A 20,706-nucleotide genomic window follows, 5' to 3' on the forward strand; every position below is an offset into this window, starting at 1 on the left:
CAATGGTTTTAAATAAGGAAATCGCAAAAAAAACAGCCGAGCTGTTATTACAAATTAATGCAATAAAGTTGGAACCTGAAAATCCTTTTACATGGGCCTCAGGTTGGAAATCTCCTATTTATTGCGATAATAGGATTATGCTCTCTTACCCCATGGTAAGAAATTTTGTCAGGGAAGAAATTGCAAAGCAAGTTGAGCAACTCTACGGAAAGCCCGATGTAATCGCAGGAGTAGCCACAGGTGCCATCGGAGTCGGCATTTTAGTCGCCGAAGCTCTGGGACTACCTTTCGTTTATGTAAGGCCAAAGCCAAAAGAGCATGGTAGGCAAAACCAGATTGAAGGTTATTTTGAACCTGGACAAAGTGTGGTGGTCATCGAGGATTTGATCAGTACGGGCAACAGTAGCCTTAATGCGGTCAAGGCACTCAAGGAACAAAATGCGGATATTAAGGGGATGATCGCCATTTTTACTTACGGTTTTCCCGTTTCCTCGGAGAACTTTGAAAAAGAAGGCGTGGAACTTCATACGCTTTCAGATTACGAAAACCTGATTGAGCAAGCTTCCGACACCAACTATATCCAAGAAAACCAATTACAGACATTATTAGAGTGGAGATCCAATCCACAGGAATGGAAATAAAATTTTACAATGCATATCGAAGCCCCAAAAAAACAAGTAGCGAAAAGCGACAAAGAAGTATACGAGTTCTTAACGGATATCAAAAACTTCGAAACCTTAATGCCCGATAATATTGACAAATTTGAACTATTGGATGAAAACACATTCAAATTTGCTTTAAAAGGCATGCCCGAAATCGTTCTTAGGCTCAAGGAACAAAATCCGCATGATAAAGTAGTGTTAGGTGCAGCGAGTGACAAACTTTCCTTTACACTAACTGCGGACATTACTCCTTTGGGAGAAAATGAAAGCGAGGTTGGATTAAGTTTTGAAGGGCAGTTCAATGCCATGATGGCCATGATGATCAAAGCACCTATTACCAATTTTATGGGAACCCTGTCCAACAATATGGACAAAATTGGTTAATAAAGCAGAGAAACTTCCTTTAGATTAAATTCCTTGAACACATGGTCCTCCAATTCTAGGATCAATTTCCCCTCTGCCGACACCTTTCGGATGTACCCCATGAACATTTCGCCATTGGCATCGGTAAAGGTCGATGGTTTATTTTTTCTAAAGAGTACCTTTTCATAGGCAGGCAATAATTGGTTGACCGATTTTCCCTCTATGCCCTCCAATTGAAACCTAATGTGTTCCAGAATCTTGTAAAGAAGCTCATCTATGGCATAGGTTCGCCCCATTATCGACTTTAAGGACGACGCTTTGTCCAAACCTGCAAAATTAGTTTGGTTTACATTTAAGCCTATTCCGATAATCGAATGACCAACCTTGTCTCCTTTTAACACATTTTCAATCAAAATACCACAAATTTTCATGGAACCTGACATAATGTCGTTGGGCCATTTCACCTTGACATCGGGTACAGAAAGCTCCTTCAACGCATCATAAACCGCCAAAGAAATTGCAATGTTCAAAACAAATTGATGCCGTACCAACAGTGTATCAAAGTTTTTCAAAACACTGAATGTTAGGTTTTTACCGTCTTCAGACTGCCAATTGGTTCCCATTTGCCCTCTCCCCTTCAGCTGCTTTTTGGCAACAACAACCGTATAATCCGGAGGATTTTTGGCACGTAACAAATCCTTTAAATACAGATTTGTGGAATCCGTGGCATCAAGTTTGAGTATCTGAAATTGTTTTCCCAATATAGCAAGCCTTTATGATTTGTTAAAAACTAGGGCTAAGAAAACAAAAAAAACATAACTTTGTAAAAACTAAAATTTTTGAATGCAGAAAACAAAAGCTAGCGCAGATGAATTGATTGCCTTGATCCTAGAAGGAATAGAAGACGTTAAAGGAGTTGATATAAATCTACTGGACCTTAGGGAAATCGAAAATACAGTTTGTGACTACTTTATCATCTGCAACGGTACTTCCAACACACATGTAAACGCAATTGTATCCTCCGTCCAAAAAAAGGTGAGCAAAGCATTACACGACAAGCCTTGGCATGTCGAAGGCTCTGAAAACGCCGAATGGGTGCTGATGGATTATGTTAATGTTGTTGTACATGTATTTCAAAAACACATTAGGGAATTTTATGACATTGAAGGACTTTGGGGAGATGCCAAAGTTACTATGGTGGAAAGCAGTTACAATTCTTAAGAAAAAATGGCAAAAGAAAACAACCCAAATAATAATACCCCAAAGAAGCCACGTTTAAGTTCGTGGTGGATATATGGTGTGGTCATCGCTTTGATAATTGGCTTCCAATTTTTTGGAGGGAGCAGTTTTTCAAGTACTGAAAAAACCACAACTTCTGAACTACAGGAATTTTTACGCAATGGTGACATTTCCAAAATTGTCATCATTACCAATACACGTCAAGCCAAGGTTTTCCTTACCGAGGAAGCTCTTAAAAAAGACGTCCATAAAGGTGTAGCCGAAAAACCACTGTTCCCTTCAACGGGCTTGGTTCCCCAGTACGTTCTGGATTATGGTGACCTTCAGATTTTCCAAAATGAAATTACGGAAATCAAAAAGGAGAACAATCTGGACACCATTGTGGAGTTTGACACGGAATCCAATGTGCTCGGAGAAATCTTTTTAACCCTGCTCCCATTTGCGCTTATTATTGGTATTTGGATTTACCTAATGCGCAGAATGTCCGGTGGTGCTGGTGGTGCTGGTGGTGGACAGATATTTAATATTGGAAAATCCAAAGCCAAACTATTTGACGAAAAAACAGATACCCGCACATCATTTAAAGATGTTGCCGGTCTGGAAGGAGCTAAAGAGGAGGTTCAAGAAATAGTAGAATTCCTTAAAAACCCTGATAAATACACCTCCTTAGGGGGTAAGATACCGAAAGGAGCATTATTGGTAGGCCCTCCTGGAACAGGTAAAACCTTATTGGCGAAAGCCGTGGCAGGCGAAGCCAAAGTTCCATTTTTCTCATTATCTGGTTCAGATTTTGTTGAAATGTTCGTAGGTGTTGGTGCATCAAGGGTTCGAGATTTGTTCAAACAAGCAAAAGACAAATCCCCCGCCATCATTTTTATTGATGAAATTGATGCCATTGGACGCGCAAGGGGCAAAAACAATTTTACAGGTTCCAACGATGAACGAGAAAACACCTTGAATCAGTTACTGACCGAGATGGACGGTTTTGGCACCAATACAAATGTTATTGTACTTGCCGCAACCAACCGTGCCGATGTATTGGACAAAGCTTTAATGCGTGCAGGACGTTTCGACCGTCAAATTTATGTTGACCTACCCGACCTTAACGAGAGAAAAGAGATATTCGAAGTACACCTTCGACCTATTAAAACTGCCGAAACCTTGGATTTGGACTTTTTGGCCAAGCAAACTCCAGGTTTCTCCGGTGCCGATATTGCCAACGTTTGTAACGAAGCGGCACTTATCGCTGCCCGTAAAGAGAAAAAAGCGGTGACCAAACAAGATTTCTTGGATGCCGTGGATAGAATCGTTGGTGGACTGGAAAAGAAAAACAAAATAATCACCCCTAACGAAAAGAAGACCATTGCATTCCACGAAGCAGGACACGCAACTGTAAGCTGGATGCTGGAGCATGCCGCTCCTTTGGTGAAAGTAACCATTGTTCCTCGCGGACAATCTTTGGGAGCTGCCTGGTACTTACCAGAAGAGCGCTTGATTGTTCGTCCAGAGCAAATGTTGGATGAAATGTGTGCTACCATGGGAGGTAGGGCCGCTGAAAAAGTGATGTTCGGTAAAATTTCAACAGGTGCATTGAGCGATTTGGAAAAAGTAACCAAACAAGCTCGTGCCATGGTAACGATATACGGGCTGAATGAGGAATTGGGCAACATTACCTATTATGATTCATCAGGTCAGAACGAATACGGTTTCACTAAGCCCTATAGCGAGGAAACAGCCCGAAAAATTGACCAAGAGATTTCCAAAATGATTGAAAAGCAATATCAACGGGCTATCCAATTGCTAGATGATAATAAAGATAAGCTTACGGAACTTGCAGAAAGACTTTTGGACAAAGAGGTTATTTTCAAAGATGATTTGGAAAAGATTTTCGGCCAAAGACCTTTTGAAAAAGAGGAAGAAGAACTTGAGCCTGCCAAATAAGATTATTGGGTAAAGTCTAATCAATAGAATTATATTGATTCAGTAGAAAAGAACAAGAACCATTAATGGGAGTTTTTAAAAAACTTTTCGGAGGAGGGAAAAAGGTTTCCAAGGAAACTACGGAAACCCGTGGTGACCATATGCCCGATTTAAAAATTCCCGTGGATGAAAAATTCACCATTTACTTTAAAAAAAATGGTGGAAAGTTTATTTACTGTGAAGACTTTGCCGAAGTCTCAGAAGCACTCAAAAACATTATTTCTGAAAACGATTGGCAAAACCATCTTTTTTTCTCGATGGACCCACGGCTGGAAACCCGCTTTGCAACAGAAAACTTGGAGTTTACCGGAATCCGTAGCGAAAGTGATATTTTCTTTACCACATGTGAACACTTAGTCGCCCATAATGGTTCCATTTTGGTATGCTCCAATCAAATCAAAGAAAAAAAATTAGACGAACTGCCCTCTAATCTAGTGGTTTTCGCTACCACCAGTCAGTTGGTGGACTCCATTAGCGAAGCACTTAAAATTATTAAAGAACGCTATCAAAAAAATATTCCCAATAACATTACCACTTTAAAGCACTTTCAGCAAACACCCGAAAATAAAGATGACTTTCTTTCTTACGGAAGTGCCTCAAAAAATGTATATCTTTTACTCCTAGAAGATTTCTAAATACATGAGAGAAATTTTAAGACGCTCCATTACCGGGGTTATTTACGTGGTACTTCTCCTTGGTGCTGTATTTTTGAGCTCGGATGCCTTCGACTTCCTATTCATGGCATTTGGTCTTGCTTGCCTGTACGAATTTAAAAGAATTGTGCACCTCAAAGGATATTACATTTTTGTGGCCTATCTCTCACTTTGGTGGGTTTTCATTTATTTGACAAATGATAGTACCGCAGTCAACTTGCTTATGTTATGTACCGTTGCAGTTGACCTTGCCCTACTAATGTTTCTTTTTTCAAAAGAGCCAAGGAAATTCACCAATTTTCAAAAATTTATCATAGGCCTTTTATATATAGGAGGAGGTTGTATTTTTCTAACAATGATTCCTTACAAACATGAAAGTTTTGCCCAATTTTTGATTATGGGCATCTTTATCTTGATATGGGTCAATGACACATTTGCCTACTTAGTGGGAAGAACTTTGGGCCGTACGAAGCTATTTCCTGCAGTTTCCCCAAAAAAAACCATTGAAGGTTCTGTAGGAGGTCTTATTTTTGCACTGGTAGCCGCCTATTTTTTATCGTGGTACGAAACAAGACTTACGGTAACGGAGTGGATGGCAATGGCTTGTTTAATAGTGGTTGCAGGGAGTTTGGGCGATTTATTGGAATCAAAGTTCAAGCGTATGGCCGGAGTAAAAGATAGCGGAGCTATTTTACCGGGGCATGGCGGAATTTGGGACCGATTGGATAGCTTGGTGTTTGCTGCGCCTTTTGCGTATTTGATCTTAAATATATTCTCCTATGTTTCATAAAGAGGGGCAAAAAATTATTATAACCACTTTTTTTATAGTGGTCGCCGCCGTTTTGGCCGCACAATACTATATTGATGTGGAATGGGCTCGGTTGGCCGTTCAAATTGCCGCACTTTTGGTTTTGATAGCCATTCTGCAGTTTTTTAGAAACCCGAAAAGATTGGTCACCCCAAATTTTGATGAAATTTTGGCCCCCGTTGATGGCAAAGTTGTTGTAATCGAAGAGGTTGATGAACCGGAGTATTTCAAAGAAAAAAGAAAACAGGTATCCATATTCATGTCGCCCACCAATGTGCATGTGACCCGTTACCCTGCCAGTGGTACGGTAACCTATTCAAAATATCACCCTGGGAAGTATTTGGTGGCCTGGCACCCAAAATCCAGTACGGAAAACGAACGCACAACAATTATACTCCACACCCCTAAGTTCGGTGAAATAGGATACAGACAAATAGCTGGTGCCATGGCACGCAGAATCGTAAACTATGCCGAAGAGGGAGAACAAGTAACTCAAGGGGAAGATGCCGGCTTCATTAAATTTGGCTCTCGAGTAGATTTATTGTTGCCTTTGGACTGTGACATTACCGTTGAATTAAACCAAAAAGTAGTTGGGGCACGTACTTGTATTGCCTCTGTAAGACCGTTGGATGATTAGTGAAGATCTAAATAAGAGATTTAACGACGCCGTTAACTTTGTTAACGACTACACGGATCCTTTGCCCGCAGATTTGTTATTAAAGCTATATGCTTATTTTAAGATCGCCAACAAGAACTTTGACAATCCAGGAAGTAGAACACCACTCATCAATGCATTCAAAGCAAACGCTCTGTTTCAAGCCAAAAGAATAAGCGTAGAGGAAGCGATGGAAAAATATGTTGCCTTGGTGGAGAAGGAGCTAAAATCACTCTAAGAAGCCAAATCTGGCGTTGCGAACGACTTTTCAAAATACGTAAAGTAAATACCTCCAAAAATCGTAACCAAAAAATATAGGGCCACTACATAGCTGCCTAAAGATAAGTACTCATTGATTCCGAACCAATCGTTCGTAAAATATATCAAGGCCATTCCCCCTACTCCCCGAATCACTTCGATCCAAACTGCATAATTTTTACGATCCATTAAAGTGGTATACCCATAAATACCCACAAAAATGAAAGCCCCGAACAATAATAGCCCATCAAAACCAATCTCTGAATAACTGTAGAACATAAACAGCATCAAAAAAGTAGTAACAATCAATTGAAAAAGAGCATATATCTTAAGGGAAGAGGAGGTTTCTGGTTGATATTTCCTGAAATTGTACACATTCTCAATAATGGTAACCGGATATCTTTCTTTTACATCCTGTGGTCGCCAACCCGTAGGCATAAACCAAATACGCAACTTGTCCCAATAACTTTTAGTGCGCCATGCATCCAGGATCAATCGCCATAAATGTTGAAAATTGATAATGATGGGATTCCATGTGTTTGCAGGTTTCAGTACACCGTACTGCGGTGGCACCTCATCCAATTCCTCTTGAAAGGTTCCGAACATTCTGTCCCAAACACAAAAAATCTGTCCAAGATTCTTATCTATATATTCCTTATTTATGGCATGGTGAACCCGATGTTGCGACGGGGTAACGATTACATATTCCAAAACCCCCATTTTACCAATATGCTGAGTGTGGTACCAGAATTGGGCAAACAGATGTATCGGTGCCAAAATAGCTATTACTTGGTTTGGGACCCCGAACAACGCGGCCGGAATCAATAAAAGCGCATAGTATCCCAATAAATTGGAAATAGGCTGTCGAAGTGCACATGCTAAATTAAACTCCTCACTGCTATGATGAATCACATGCTGGTTCCAAAAAAAGTTGATATGATGACTTAACCTATGATTCCAATAGCCTGCAAAATCCAGAGCTATGAAAGCTACCACCCAAACCAACCAAGTTGCCTTGATTTCAATCAATGCCAGATGTTCCAATAAAAAAGGATAGCTCACCAGAATAAGTACAAGCCCCAAAGAATCTTTCACCACATTGGTCAGACCGGAGCTAAGACTGCTCACGGTATCCATAAGGTTGTGTTTTTGATCTTTTACAAAACGGCCATAAAGTATTTCAACAAGTACTAGGCCGATAAAAAACGGTGTAGCATATAACAATGCCGTTGCATACGATTCCATTTCAAAAATTTAAGCTTTGCTCAATGCAAGAATGGGATTATATGCCATAAGTTACTCCAAATTTTTAAATAATTGAATATCGTTGGCATCCGTTAGATCTGGAATGTGCTCGGAGCGGGGTATGCAAAAAACGCTTCGTGGCTGTTCACCCACCAAAATTGCAACAGCTTTGGGCAATTCTTTTTCATCGCGGACGGGATCTACGGGACAATTCTTTAAATATGGATAAATTTCCACTCCCGAAAAACTAAAAATGTTCATGCTCACCCGAAGCTCGCCTGAAGCATCTTTATATTTGGGAACATCTTCCACATTTGGTTTTTCAATAATTTTCTGCAAAAATCCATCCGAAGAAATGTCCATTATCGCAAACTTGGCAATTCGTTCTTCGGTGTAATCAAATCCCGAGCTCCCGTAACTGATCAAGGCATGGGGAGCAGCTCTATCTGCCCGTAAATCTTTTAAAGCCCCAACAGAATAAAGGTTATCTCCATTGCAAACCGTAAATATGGTTTGCTTCAATTCAGGATACTGATCCAAACATTGCTGTAATGCATCTGCAGTGCCCAAAGGTTTTGTTCTGCCTTGGGGCACATTTTGAATGGCAAGAAACACGTCCATTTCAGATGGAAATCCGCCATTATCCTTCAAATTCTGAAAGGCTTGGTTTTCTGGGCTGGTAATCAGATACAATTTGGTATAACCTGCTTCCAGAGCATTCTTAACCAAGTAGTATAAGAACGGTCTCTCATTTTTCCCTACGGGAATCAAGCTTTTATGGGGGATGTTTTCCATAATACCCTTTTGCCCCTCCCTAGCTTTTAAACTTCGCTTCATTCGGGAAGAAGCGCCACCTACCATAATGATCAAACTCGTATTCTCCATTGCCATTAACTTGTTAATTCCACGGCATAAACCGCTTTGGCACCTTTACTCAAAAATGCCTGTTTTACTTGCTCTTCTATGAATTCAGTTACCATCGCCACCATGCAGCCTCCGCCGCCAGAACCAATTATTTTTGTTCCAATTGCCCCGGCATTTCGCGCAGCATCCATCATCTCGACCATTTCCAAAGGTGTGTTCTTAATTTCACTTTGAAGAATGATTTGGTGTTGATTCATTAATTCTCCCAATGCTTGGATATTTGGATTAGGATTCAGCAGTTCTTTCTTTGCTTCCAACGTAATGTGATAGTTATAAATAGTTGAGTACCAATATCCTTGAAGCTCTTCTGGAACCAAGTCTAAATATTTTTCATAGTCATCCAATGTTGCATGCTTCAATTCAAACTCCGGATGGATATTTTTAACCGCATCTACTGCTTTTTGCGCATACACTCGGGCATTTTTCAGCACTTCCAAGGTCTTTTTGGGCACACCCGACTCTGCAACCAAAAGTTTTCCCAGATTTGCGTTCAAGCGCGTGCTCTCTCCACTTTGGGAGTCAATATAAATAAGTCCTTTTTGGGCTATGGTATACTGGTCCATTAACCCCCCGGGCTGATCAAAAAACAACACTTCGGCCTCATAGGCCCATCTTCCAATTTGATAATCACTGATTTCTTCCGATTTACCCTGTGTTGCAACCAAAAATCGAATCCATGCCACCACCAAAGCGGAGGAACTGGACAATCCTGCATTCACGGGAATGTTTCCTGAGATTTCGATATCGTAACCTTGTTCAAACTCAAAACCTTGTACTTTCAAAACCGACATCACGGACCTGAAGTAATCACCAGGCTCAACTGATTTCAAATCATCATCCAATGCAATGGTCGATTCTTGATGCAAATCCAACAGATTTAAAAAAAACTTTTTTTCAGAATTCGGGTTTGCCTTTAAATTAATGTATCGGTCAATGGTCCCTGCAATGACAGGCAATCCCAAATAATCTTGATGGTCGCCGTAAAAACAGATTCGGGCGGGTACTTTTATTTCAATCATTAATGCGGTCTAGTTAACTTATAATTTGCAATGGTTCGGTATCCTTCCAATTGCCTCGGGTAAAGTCAGGGAATGGTTGCGGTGCCCCACCACTGGCGACGGAACGTTCACTCAAGGGAGAGACAGCACTCCACAAGCATCCTTCATACACATTTTGGTCCAATGGAAGTCCTTTTTGCAGACATTCCACTATGCGGTACACCATTATTCCGTCCATACCACCATGTCCACTGCCCTTTGCAGCTTCGTTCAAGCGCTTGTAAAGGGGATGATCATATTTTTCATATAACTTTTCGAGTTGTTCCCCTTGCACCCAAGAATGGTGATCTTTGGTGATGCCTTCCACGCCGCCTTCCAGGGCTACGCGGGTCGGAAACCCTGCCAAAGCACCTTTGGTTCCCTGAACCAAGTTGAGTCGGGAATAGGGCCTGGGGCTGGTCTCGTCCCATTGTACCATAATCGTCTTTCCCAAAGTTGTTTTTATGATGGAAGTGTTTAAATCGCCTCCCTTAAAATCGAGTTGGTTCCATTTATGGTCAGCCGGATAGTTTTTTTCAGCATACAGTTCGCGCCCTCTTGCGGGCGTAGAGAAAGAAACTAAACTACCAAAGGTATCTTCTTGCCTGGCCAAGCTCATGTATTGAGCAACGGGGCCCAAACCATGGGTCGGGTAGAGGTTACCATTTCGTTTGGCGTAGTGGTATGTCCGCCACGAACCTGTACCTCGCTCCTGCTCCTCCATTTGCCAACGCAATTCGTGAATATAGGCAGCTTCTCCGTGTAAAATTTCACCCACTACTCCTTGTCTGCACATATTGAGGAACATCAGCTCATCGCGACTGTAGTTTACGTTTTCCAACATCATGCAATGTTTTTGGGTGCGTTCGCTGGCATCCACGATATCCCACATATCTTGAATTGTGGTAGCGATGGGCACTTCAACAAAAGCATGTGCCCCACTTTCCATGGCGCCAATCGCCATCGGGGCATGGTTTACCCAATTGGTAGCAATGAACACAATATCGGGCTGGACTTCTTTAAGCATGATTCGCCACTTGTCCTCATCACCCCAGTATTGGGCTATATTTTTGTGTTGGTTAGGACCGCTGACCTCTTTGACCCATTGAGTCTTTTCTTTCACCAAATCCTCATAGAGATCGCAGATAGCGACCACTTCAGTTCCTTCCAAAGCGGCAAAAAACTTAGCATGGGTTCCTCCCCTAGCCCCCACTCCTATAAAAGCGGCACGTACTTTTTCCAATTTAGGAGCAGCAAATCCACCCATATAGGTTGAAGAAAAAGGTCTTTCGGAATTTGCTTTTAAATAACTAGGGACGATGGAAACTGCGGCGGCGGTCAACGAAGTTTTTTGGATAAAACTTCTTCTATTGAGGTTTTTCATGGGTTATCAAGTGGTTGGTTATTATCCACCCCCAAAGTATGAAAAATAAAAAGAAAAGGGAAGCAAGCTTCCCTTTTCAAAATCATTACGATATGTAATCCATAATTATTTCAAACTAGCCAAACTCTTTTCCAAAGTTTCTATTTTGGCTTCAGCATCGGCCGCTTTTTTACGTTCCATGGCTACCACATTTTCAGGGGCATTGTTCACAAAGCGCTCATTACTCAACTTCTTTTCCACAGACTTCAAAAATCCTTTAGTGTAATTAAGCTCTTCCGTGATTTTGGCAATTTCGGCCTCTACATCGATTGCTCCACTGATTGGAATAAAGTATTCGTTACTCTTTACTCTAAAAGTCAATGCTCCGTCCAAACTCGTATCAACAACTTCCATTTTTGAAAGGTTTCCAAGTTTAAGAATGATAGGATCCATTTGAGTGCCTACTCCTTCACCATTCAACATAAAAAGCTCCAATGCATCTTTTTGAGGGATGTTTTTCTCTTTTCTGATGGTTCTGATACCTGATATCACCTCAGAGGCAAACTCAAAATCAGCAATTAGGTCCGTATCCACCTTTTTTGCTTCCGGCCATTGAGCTACGATCAAAGCATGCTCTGGAGTACGTTCGGCGATATGCTGCCAAACTTCTTCCGTCAAGAAGGGCATAAATGGATGTAACAATTTCAAGTTTTCTTCAAAAAGGTGTAGTACTTCATTGTAGGTAGCCTCATCGATTGGTTTTTGATATTCCGGCTTAACAATCTCCAACAACCAAGAGCAGAAATCGTCCCAAACCAATTTATACGTTGCCATCAAGGCATCGGAAATACGGTATTTGGAGAAATGGTCTTCAATCTCCACCAACGTCTGATTGAATTTTGCTTTGTACCACTCGATTCCTTTTTGCGCTGCTTCGGGTTGTGGTATATCGACAACTTCCCATCCTTTTATCAATCGGAAGGCATTCCATATTTTATTGGCAAAGTTGGCTCCTTGTTGGCAAAGGGTTTCATCAAACATTATATCGTTACCGGCTGATGAACTCAGCAATAAACCAACACGAACCCCATCTGCTCCAAAATCTTCTATAAGTTTAAGTGCATCGGGCGAATTGCCCAATTGCTTGGACATTTTTCTGCGTTGTTTATCGCGAACCAAACCAGTCAAATATACATTTTCAAAAGGTCTTTTCCCTCTGTATTCGTAACCGGCCATAATCATTCGTGCTACCCAGAAGAACAAAATATCGGGTCCGGTCACCAGATCATTGGTTGGATAATAATAGTTTACCTCTTCGTTTTCCGGCTCCAAAATTCCACCGAACACGCTCATTGGCCACAACCACGAAGAAAACCAGGTATCCAAAACATCTGAATCCTGACGCAGGTCGGATGCTTGGAGGTTTGGGTTATTGGCTTTTGCCAATTCCAATGCTTCTTCAGGTGTTTCGGCCACCACAAAATCCTCCTTGCCATCCCCATAATAATAGGCAGGGATTTGCTGCCCCCACCACAACTGGCGGGAAATGTTCCAATCGCGGATGTTTTCCATCCAATGTCGATACGTGTTTTCAAACTTGGAGGGATACAATTTCACATCTTTGGTCTCCAACACACCTTCGATGGCAGGCTTGGCCAAGTTTTCCATTTTAAGGAACCATTGGTCGGACAGTCTCGGTTCGATTACCGCTTTGGTTCTTTCGGATGTACCCACTTTGTTAGTGTGCTGCTCTGTTTTAACTAAATAACCCTTCTCTTCAAGCTCTTTTGAAATTTCCTTACGCACAACAAAACGGTCTTTTCCTTCATAATGAAGTCCGAAAGAATTTAAGGTTGCATCTTCATTGAAGATATCAACTACTTCAAGGTTATGTTTATCTCCGAGGTTTTTATCGTTTTCGTCGTGCGCAGGGGTCACTTTTAGACATCCTGTACCGAATTCAACATCTACATATTCGTCTTCAATAATCGGAATCACCCTATCACAAATAGGTACAATGGCCTTTTTACCTCTTAAATGATGATATCTTTCATCATTAGGGTTGATACAAATGGCAGTATCTCCCAAAATGGTCTCTGGACGGGTGGTAGCAATAGTTACTTTTTCGTCAGAATCTTCAATGGCATAGGACAAATAATATAGATTACCTTGTCTTTCTTCATAGATTACCTCTTCGTCAGACAGTGTAGTTTTAGCTTCGGGGTCCCAATTTACCATTCGATATCCCCTGTAAATCAAACCTTTATTATATAAATCAACAAAAACTTTGATTACGGAAGCTGACATATCGTCGTCCATGGTAAACTTGGTGCGATCCCAATCACAGGAACAGCCTAGTTTTTTCAATTGTTGGAGAATTACACCTCCATATTCGTTGGTCCAATCCCAAGCGTGCTTTAAAAACTCATCGCGTGACAACTTTGACTTATCGATGCCTTCAGCTTTAAGCTTGGCTACAACCTTAGCCTCGGTGGCAATAGAGGCATGGTCCATTCCTGGCACCCAACAGGCATTTTTCCCCAAGAGTCTTGCTCTTCGGATAAGAACATCTTGAATGGTATTATTTAACATATGCCCCATATGAAGTACCCCTGTAACGTTTGGCGGGGGTATTACTATGGTGTATGGCTCTCTTTCATCTGGTTTAGAGCTGAAATAATCATGCTCCGACCAGTAAGCATACCAATGTTCTTCAACCCGTTTCGGGTCATATTTTGATGGAATTTCCATTTTTCGGTACAGTTTTTGTTTTATTGGACTGTGATTGGATTTTTGAAAGGGAAGCTAAATGTTAATTTTTCACTATTCTTCCGATAAGAGCCAATCCAGAAATACGAAACAAAAATAAGTAACGTTAGTCTATAACAAAAGAATTTTGGATGCAGGTATCAAAACATCTACATTTGAAGTTCACCCAAAAACCAAAAATGATGAAAAAAACTGTACTCATGCTGTTTGTAGGGCTTTTATCCTTAGGGGTATACGCTCAAGAAACTGCTAAAATCGAATTTAAGAGCGAGACCATTGATTACGGAGAAATCGAAAGAGGTAGTGATGGTGTTCGTGTATTTGAATTTACCAATACAGGTAATGTACCTTTGGTAATCAGTAATGTAAGGTCTAGCTGTGGATGTACTATCCCAAAAAAGCCAGAAGAACCTATTATGCCAGGTAAAGTTGGTAAAATCGAAGTAAAATACGATACGAACAGAGTTGGACCTATTAGAAAGGCCATTACTGTTACCTCCAATGCGGATACACCTACAAAAGTTCTAAAAATTAAGGGAACTGTAAAAAATCCCGGAGCAAAGTAAGTTAAAAAGAAAATTATAGTTAAAAGCCCCAAAACCAATTGGTTTTGGGGCTTTTACTTTTTATTAGTCGTCGTCAAAGACCTTTTTGAGCACAAAAGAGAACAATAGATCTTGGTTATATCTTTCAATAAGTAATTTGATACGTTTTCCTTCTTTATCATTGATCATTTTAAGGATTTCCTGTAGCTTATATTGGTGAACCCGCTTCCCATTAACGGCCAAAATAACATCACCTTCGCGCAAACCAGCCTCTGCAGCAGGACTTCCTGCACGAATACCTGAAACAACTATTTCGGGCACTAAGCTTATCTTTGTTTTGTTCTCGAGTAAAATTTTGACATTGCCAAATGTATCTTCCCCCTCGCCCTTGACAACTCCATTGACATCGGCAATACTTTCGGCTATGTAGCGAAGCCCATTGTGCTGAAGGTCTATCCCTGCCAAATTATATTGAAAAGGATCTTTGAAATTTCCATTCTTTTTTAGTGTGACCAGTCCTCGTGCATAATCAAAAACCATATTGAAACGCTTGAGCACCTCACCACCCAAACTACCATTACGATCACCTAAACCATCCATACCCTGAAAAGATTCACGGTCTGGAAAAGCAACCTTCGCCTCTTCCAATTCATAATCGCCTATTCGAACCCCGTTAATTTTGCTGCGTTTGCCAAAAATATCACCGCTCAGACCTCGTCCCAAATGATCATCATAATTTTTCTCTGGGATTTCCAGTCCCTTTTCGGGTTCGGGAAACAACCATAGCGCATCACTACTGCCAGTATCCACAAGTAACTTAACCGGTATGTTGGCAGTGTCCTTCATTAGAACGGCACCTTCAATGTAGGCTTTTCGTTTTTCAACAAGCAAGGGAATTGTCTGTGTATTTTTTTTATTTTTATATGTATAATGTTCTGGATTATACAGCTTTAATCTTTTTGAGCCATAATTTACCTCAACAATAAAATCCCTAAAGAGATCATATCCCATGATTCCGTGAACGGGAATACCTAATGATGTTGAAAAGTTTATTCCTCTATCAATAACCACGTAAAGGTCTTGAGAGTAGTTTTTTGCTTTCCCAAGCTTGAAGACATTTCTTTTGGAACTCAAAGCTTTCATAGGTTCACCATCACCCAGCCCACGAATCGTAACTTCGGAAACATTGTTGATCGGTACAGAATCAGAATCAGAAAGGTTGAAAAGGATTGGCTTACTTACGCCTGAATCCAAAATAAAGGTGAGTTCCGTTCCATTTATTTCAACTGGAATTATGATTAGGTTATTGATAAGTTCAAACTTGATTTTTTGAAATTTTTCACTCTTGGGCAACACAAATCCTTGCGCCACCGTAAAAAGAGGTACAAAAAATAAAAGCGCAAAATAAATAATACTTTTCCTCAACATCTTTAATATCAACTGGTCATACTTATTAAATATACAACTTTAGGTTCAATGATTACCTTAATTTAACATTTCAATAACCGAGTAATTATTCCTTAAAGTTGTTGTTTTCGATTGTTGGTTTTCTCATTTTTGCCAAAACTTTAGCTCATGCCAAGTATTTCTAACAAAGGGAAGCAAATGCCCGCATCACCCATTCGTAAATTGGTGCCTTATGCAGAAGATGCCAAAAAACGGGGAACCTACGTTATTCACCTCAATATTGGACAGCCTGACATTAAAACACCAAAGGTGGCTTTAGATGCTGTAAGAAACCATAATATTGAGGTACTTGAGTACAGCATGACGCAAGGCTCAGAGGCATATCGGCAAAAAATTGCGGCCTACTATGCCAAACAGGACATTTTTGTTGATGCTGAAGATATTATCGTGACCACAGGTGGTTCCGAAGCTTTGTCTTTTGCCATGGGAACGATTATGGACAACGGGGATGAAATTATAATCCCAGAGCCATTTTATGCCAACTATAATGGATTTGCAACCGCAGCGGGGGTTAATGTAAAACCTATCGCTTCCTCCATTGAAAATAATTTTGCGCTACCCCCTATTTCCAAGTTCGAAGAACTTATCACCCCAAAAACAAAAGCCATCCTTATTTGTAACCCGGGGAACCCTACAGGATACCTGTATAGCAAAGAAGAAATAGAACAATTGGCCGAATTGGTCAAAAAGCATGATCTTTTCCTTATTGCTGATGAAGTATATAGGGAATTCACCTATGATGGCCGGGAACACTACTCTATACTTCAAGTTGAAGAATTGGAGGAGTATGCCATTGTTGTAGATTCTGTATCAAAACGATATAGCATGTGCGGCGCACGAATCGGTTGTTTGATTTCAAAAAACACAGAAGTGATTAACACTGCCATGAAATTTGCACAGGCCCGTTTGTCGCCTCCAACCTTTGCACAGATTGCCAGTGAGGCCGCTTTGGAAACCCCGCAGGAATATTTCGACAATGTTATTGAAGAATATGTTTCCAGAAGAAATCTGCTAATTACAGAGCTAAATAAATTGGAAGGTGTAAAGGTAGCTACTCCACAAGGCGCATTTTACTGTGTTGTAGAGTTACCCGTCAAAGATGCCGACCATTTTGCCCAATGGTTGCTCGAAAGTTTTGAGCTTGATGGAAATACCGTGATGGTCGCGCCTGCAGCCGGCTTTTATGCCACTCCAGGTTTAGGAAAAAATCAAATAAGAATTGCCTATGTGCTCGAAAAAGAGCAACTTGTAAAGGCTGTCCAAATTTTGGGCAAGGCCTTAAACGAGTACGACGCCCAGTGAACATACAGGAAAACATATCCTTAAAAAGCTACAATACCTTTGGTATTGATGTAAAAGCCACTTTTTTTGTTGAAATAACCGGTTTGGTTCAACTCCAAAAAGCTCTTGAACTTAAGGCATACCCCAAAAAGTTTATAATAAGTGGTGGAAGCAATATGCTCCTCACCAAGGATATCGATGCCCTGGTCATGCACATTAAGCTAAAGGGAATCACCGTTGTAGAGGAAGATGAGGAAATGGTAGAGGTTAAGGTAATGGCCGGTGAGAATTGGCACGAACTGGTAATATGGAGTTTAGATCATGGCTATGGTGGACTGGAAAACCTTTCCTTAATCCCAGGCAATGTGGGAACGGCTCCCATACAGAATATTGGTGCATACGGTGTAGAACTTAAAGATGTTTTTGTAAGCTGCGCAGCTATGGATGTGGAAACCGGGGAATTAGTTGGCTTTGATAATGAAGCTTGCAAATTCGGATATAGGAATTCCATTTTCAAAAATGAGGGAAAGGAGAAATATATCATTACATCGGTAGTCCTTAAACTGACAAAAAAAGACCACGTACTTCATACAGGATATGGTTCCATAGAAAATGAACTTAAGAACAATGGAATTGTTCACCCTACTATAAAAGATATTTCAAATGCGGTAATCGCAATCCGAAAAAGTAAACTGCCCGACCCTAAAGAAATTGGCAACAGTGGGAGCTTCTTTAAAAACCCCATTCTTTCAAAAAAGGCCTTTGACAAATTCAGCAAGTCACATCCAGATGCTCCTTTTTATGAGGTTGATGAAAATCAATATAAAATTCCAGCTGGTTGGCTTATTGAACAATGCGGATTTAAGGGAAAAAGGGTTGGTGATGCCGGGGTGCACGAAAAACAGGCGTTGGTCTTGGTCAACTATGGCAATGCCACAGGAAAAGAAATCCTATATCTGGCCAAACAGATTCAGGAAGAGGTGAAAAAAGTTTTTAAAATTAAAATTCAGCCAGAGGTAAACATTATAAAATAAAATAACCCTCGCATTGAGATCAATAACGAGGGTTATACCAAACCAAACTAACCAAATTTATGTATGTTGTCAGAGCTAAAAAGCCCTTTATTTCTTTTAAAATGAGCCAAGACGATATGCTTTTTCTGTCTTAGCTTTGTTCTATATACGAGATAAATCCTATTTTAGATTTTGGCCCCAAAAATATTTTACCAAAAGCATCATAAATGAGCACATTGATTGAGAGACATATTGTTTCGCTCCTAGCGGAAAAAGACGATAAGGCTATTTCCCTACTATATGAAAACTACGGTGATACGCTCTTTGGTGTTGCATATAAAGTAGTAAAGGACGAAGATTTGGCACAAGATGTACTCCAAGAAAGTTTTATCAAAATCTGGAAAAAAGCAGATACCTACGATGCATCCAAAGCAAAACTTTTTACGTGGTTGTTCCGAATTACCAGAAATACGGCTATAGACAAGTTGAGAAGTGTTACCAATAAATCGGATAAGGAAATCCAAATCGACGTTTCGGACGTATATAATGTTGGAGTTAAGGGTATAAATCCGGAGCATCTGGACATCCAAGAAAACTTGGACAAAATTGAAGAGAAGTACAGAATTGTTCTTGAAGCCCTATTTTTTGAGGGAATGACGCAGCAGGAAGCAAGTGATGAATTGGATATTCCCTTGGGAACTATAAAGTCCAGATTAAAAATTGGACTTAGGGAACTTGGAAAGATTTACGGCACAACCATGTCTTTGCTCCTTATCTTAAACCTATTGTCATGAAAGAGAAAGTTAAAATATTTTTAGAATCGGATATTTTGGAAAAGTACCTTTTAGGAGATACAACCAAAGAAGAATCCCAAAAGGCAGAAAGATACATCGCCATGTATCCTGAAGTAAGGGAAACATACGATATTCTTCAAAAAAATCTTGAAACATTTGCTAACCTTTACGCAAAAAAGACTCCCGAAGGCCTTAAAGAAATTATCCTTGCCAGTGCGAAGAAAGAGACCATGGTGAGTAAAAGATTCTTGCGCTATGCGGTAGCTGCAAGTGTGGCAATTATGATTTTTGCAGGTTCCTCCCTTTTCTTTTGGAACCAGAACAAGAACCTTCAACAAGAAAACACCTTGGTCACCAATAAAATCAAGTATTTGGAGGATAACATGAAGGATCAATTGGCGGACATGAGAAACCAATTTATTGTCCTTAACAATCCCTCGACCAAAAAATATCAGGTTAAAGGTCAACGAGAAGCCAAAGAGCTTAAGGCCATCGCCTATATAAATCCCGTTAAAAAGCTTTCATACATAAATGTCAGCAATGTCCCTGAACTTCCAGAAGACAAATGCTTTCAGATGTGGGCCGAAGTCAACGGTGAGTTGGTGAATTTAGGCGTAATCAAGAATTTTGATGAAAAAGACAAGCTGCTTGCCCTGCCCTATGCCGACAATGCGGTAGGCTATATCACCATTGAACCCAAAGGTGGCAACAGCACTCCATCTGTTGACAATATTGTGGCCAACATCAAATATTAGGACCCAACTTTAAAGAAACCTTAAACATACTCCCCTTTAAAGAGGTATTTTGTACCTTTGTACAAAAGTTGAAAAATGAAGTTAGCATTAGTTACCATTGGCTTATTAGCACTTGCATTTGCAGGAATTGCTATTAAAATCTGGGGGAAAAAGAACGGTGAGTTCGCAGGAACATGTGCGAGCCAAAGTCCATTTTTGAACAAGGACGGACAAGCCTGTGGGTTTTGCGGCAAACTGCCAGATGAACAAGACTGTAAAAAAGATACTGTTACCAATACCCAATAATACTTAATTTTTTAGGTAAGCCCATTTTTTTTGGAAAAAACCGACGATTCCATCAAGGAGATTATACAAAAGGCAAAACAAGGAAACCAAATTGCCTTTAGTACACTCTTGGACACTTTTTGGAACGATGTTTACGGTTTTCAATTACTTCGTACCAAAAATGAAAATGACGCCGAGGACATTACCATTAGAACATTTTCACGGGCGTTCGATAAAATCGACACCTATGATGAAACTTTTGAGTTCAAAACCTGGCTCATTACCATTTCCAAAAACCTTCATGTAGACCTTCTTCGAAAACGTAAAAGAAGCTTCCTGAACGATATGGAATCCCGTGGAGACGAAGTAAAAAGAGTTTTGGACGAAACTCCCACAGTCGAAGACCGATTGATCACGGAGCAAAACTTGGCCCATCTCCTGCGGGACATCAAAAAATTAAAACCCCATTACCAAAAGGTCATCAACCTAAGGTATTTCAATGAATTGAGTTATGCTGATATTGCCAAAGAACTCAATGAACCCGTAAACAATGTGAAGGTGAAATTGCTAAGGGCAAAGAAACTTTTAGCAGAAATCATCAAAAAAAAGTGAGCCGTTCCTAGGTGTTAAG

At 40.4% G+C, this 20,706-nt stretch carries 22 protein-coding genes; 15 read left to right on the top strand and 7 right to left on the bottom strand.

Going from position 1 to position 20,706, the window contains the following annotated elements; genetic code table 11:
* The first annotated feature begins 2 nt into the window (after positions 1–2).
* Positions 3–641 carry an orotate phosphoribosyltransferase gene (pyrE, locus tag ACQQ5U_RS17070; protein ID WP_437399384.1) on the top strand — a complete coding sequence of 213 codons (639 nt, stop codon included), beginning with the start codon at positions 3–5 and terminating at the stop codon, positions 639–641.
* Between the two features lie 9 nt (positions 642–650).
* Entirely contained in the window at positions 651–1,046 is a 396-nt protein-coding gene (locus tag ACQQ5U_RS17075; protein WP_437399385.1) for an SRPBCC family protein, read from the top strand.
* Here the strand turns inward: ACQQ5U_RS17075 and ACQQ5U_RS17080 are convergent.
* Entirely contained in the window at positions 1,043–1,786 is a 744-nt protein-coding gene (locus ACQQ5U_RS17080) for a biotin--[acetyl-CoA-carboxylase] ligase (protein ID WP_437399387.1), read from the bottom strand. The genes ACQQ5U_RS17075 and ACQQ5U_RS17080 overlap by 4 nt on opposite strands.
* 82 nt (positions 1,787–1,868) lie before the next feature.
* On the opposite strand from ACQQ5U_RS17080, the gene rsfS reads away from it, so the two are divergent.
* The 6 genes from rsfS (at position 1,869) to ACQQ5U_RS17110 (ending at position 6,598) form a co-directional block, all read left to right on the top strand.
* The gene (rsfS, locus tag ACQQ5U_RS17085) at positions 1,869–2,246 is read left to right on the top strand and encodes a ribosome silencing factor (RefSeq protein WP_437399388.1); all 378 of its coding nucleotides are present in this window, start codon (positions 1,869–1,871) and stop codon (positions 2,244–2,246) included.
* A gap of 6 nt (positions 2,247–2,252) precedes the next feature.
* Positions 2,253–4,205: an ATP-dependent zinc metalloprotease FtsH gene (gene ftsH, locus ACQQ5U_RS17090; RefSeq protein ID WP_437399390.1), complete on the top strand. Its 1,953-nt coding sequence runs from the start codon at positions 2,253–2,255 to the stop codon at positions 4,203–4,205.
* 65 nt (positions 4,206–4,270) lie between these two features.
* The gene (locus tag ACQQ5U_RS17095) at positions 4,271–4,879 is read left to right on the top strand and encodes an LUD domain-containing protein (RefSeq protein WP_437399392.1); all 609 of its coding nucleotides are present in this window, start codon (positions 4,271–4,273) and stop codon (positions 4,877–4,879) included.
* Positions 4,880–4,883: 4 nt separating this feature from the next.
* Positions 4,884–5,687, top strand: coding sequence for a phosphatidate cytidylyltransferase (locus ACQQ5U_RS17100; protein WP_437399394.1), 804 nt, complete (start codon positions 4,884–4,886; stop codon positions 5,685–5,687).
* Positions 5,677–6,342: a phosphatidylserine decarboxylase family protein gene (locus ACQQ5U_RS17105; protein ID WP_437399396.1), complete on the top strand. Its 666-nt coding sequence runs from the start codon at positions 5,677–5,679 to the stop codon at positions 6,340–6,342. The genes ACQQ5U_RS17100 and ACQQ5U_RS17105 overlap by 11 nt, the downstream gene beginning before the upstream one ends.
* Positions 6,335–6,598, top strand: a complete 264-nt coding sequence (locus ACQQ5U_RS17110) for an acyl-CoA-binding protein (RefSeq protein ID WP_437399397.1) — start codon at positions 6,335–6,337, stop codon at positions 6,596–6,598. The genes ACQQ5U_RS17105 and ACQQ5U_RS17110 overlap by 8 nt, the downstream gene beginning before the upstream one ends.
* Here the strand turns inward: ACQQ5U_RS17110 and ACQQ5U_RS17115 are convergent.
* The 5 genes from ACQQ5U_RS17115 to ACQQ5U_RS17135 all read right to left on the bottom strand — a co-directional run bounded on the left by ACQQ5U_RS17115 (position 6,595) and on the right by ACQQ5U_RS17135 (position 13,938).
* Positions 6,595–7,863 (bottom strand): sterol desaturase family protein, encoded by a 1,269-nt coding sequence (locus ACQQ5U_RS17115; protein ID WP_437399398.1) that lies wholly within the window; start codon positions 7,861–7,863, stop codon positions 6,595–6,597. The genes ACQQ5U_RS17110 and ACQQ5U_RS17115 overlap by 4 nt on opposite strands.
* A gap of 51 nt (positions 7,864–7,914) precedes the next feature.
* Entirely contained in the window at positions 7,915–8,748 is an 834-nt protein-coding gene (locus ACQQ5U_RS17120; protein ID WP_437399399.1) for a sugar phosphate nucleotidyltransferase, read from the bottom strand.
* A 5-nt stretch (positions 8,749–8,753) separates the two neighbouring features.
* The gene (locus ACQQ5U_RS17125; protein ID WP_437399400.1) at positions 8,754–9,806 is read right to left on the bottom strand and encodes a GHMP family kinase ATP-binding protein; all 1,053 of its coding nucleotides are present in this window, start codon (positions 9,804–9,806) and stop codon (positions 8,754–8,756) included.
* A gap of 13 nt (positions 9,807–9,819) precedes the next feature.
* Positions 9,820–11,208, bottom strand: coding sequence for a Gfo/Idh/MocA family protein (locus ACQQ5U_RS17130; RefSeq protein ID WP_437399401.1), 1,389 nt, complete (start codon positions 11,206–11,208; stop codon positions 9,820–9,822).
* A gap of 105 nt (positions 11,209–11,313) precedes the next feature.
* The gene (locus ACQQ5U_RS17135; protein WP_437399403.1) at positions 11,314–13,938 is read right to left on the bottom strand and encodes a valine--tRNA ligase; all 2,625 of its coding nucleotides are present in this window, start codon (positions 13,936–13,938) and stop codon (positions 11,314–11,316) included.
* 197 nt (positions 13,939–14,135) lie between these two features.
* Between ACQQ5U_RS17135 and ACQQ5U_RS17140 the strand changes: the two genes are divergently transcribed.
* Complete coding sequence (locus ACQQ5U_RS17140; RefSeq protein ID WP_437399404.1) at positions 14,136–14,522, top strand: DUF1573 domain-containing protein; 387 nt, start codon at positions 14,136–14,138, stop codon at positions 14,520–14,522.
* 63 nt (positions 14,523–14,585) lie between these two features.
* Here the strand turns inward: ACQQ5U_RS17140 and ACQQ5U_RS17145 are convergent, their stop codons facing one another.
* On the bottom strand, positions 14,586–15,929 hold the full coding sequence (locus tag ACQQ5U_RS17145; protein WP_437399406.1) for an aspartyl protease family protein: 1,344 nt from the start codon (positions 15,927–15,929) through the stop codon (positions 14,586–14,588).
* 147 nt (positions 15,930–16,076) lie between these two features.
* Between ACQQ5U_RS17145 and ACQQ5U_RS17150 the strand changes: the two genes are divergently transcribed.
* The 6 genes from ACQQ5U_RS17150 to ACQQ5U_RS17175 all read left to right on the top strand — a co-directional run bounded on the left by ACQQ5U_RS17150 (position 16,077) and on the right by ACQQ5U_RS17175 (position 20,687).
* Positions 16,077–17,270, top strand: coding sequence for a pyridoxal phosphate-dependent aminotransferase (locus tag ACQQ5U_RS17150; protein ID WP_437399407.1), 1,194 nt, complete (start codon positions 16,077–16,079; stop codon positions 17,268–17,270).
* A complete protein-coding gene (gene murB, locus ACQQ5U_RS17155) occupies positions 17,267–18,283 on the top strand; it encodes a UDP-N-acetylmuramate dehydrogenase (protein ID WP_437399409.1) in 1,017 nt (338 codons plus the stop codon). The genes ACQQ5U_RS17150 and murB overlap by 4 nt, the downstream gene beginning before the upstream one ends.
* Positions 18,284–18,489: 206 nt before the next feature.
* Positions 18,490–19,056: an RNA polymerase sigma factor gene (locus tag ACQQ5U_RS17160; RefSeq protein ID WP_437399411.1), complete on the top strand. Its 567-nt coding sequence runs from the start codon at positions 18,490–18,492 to the stop codon at positions 19,054–19,056.
* A complete protein-coding gene (locus tag ACQQ5U_RS17165) occupies positions 19,053–19,811 on the top strand; it encodes an anti-sigma factor domain-containing protein (protein ID WP_437399412.1) in 759 nt (252 codons plus the stop codon). Before ACQQ5U_RS17160 ends, ACQQ5U_RS17165 begins: the two co-directional genes overlap by 4 nt.
* 75 nt (positions 19,812–19,886) lie before the next feature.
* Entirely contained in the window at positions 19,887–20,096 is a 210-nt protein-coding gene (locus ACQQ5U_RS17170) for a membrane or secreted protein (RefSeq protein WP_437399413.1), read from the top strand.
* 30 nt (positions 20,097–20,126) lie between these two features.
* Positions 20,127–20,687 carry an RNA polymerase sigma factor gene (locus ACQQ5U_RS17175; RefSeq protein WP_437399415.1) on the top strand — a complete coding sequence of 187 codons (561 nt, stop codon included), beginning with the start codon at positions 20,127–20,129 and terminating at the stop codon, positions 20,685–20,687.
* The last annotated feature ends 19 nt before the right edge of the window (positions 20,688–20,706 follow it).

The sequence above is a fragment of the Flagellimonas lutimaris genome, from assembly GCF_051494225.1.
GTDB classification, from domain to species: Bacteria; Bacteroidota; Bacteroidia; order Flavobacteriales; family Flavobacteriaceae; genus Flagellimonas; species Flagellimonas lutimaris_A.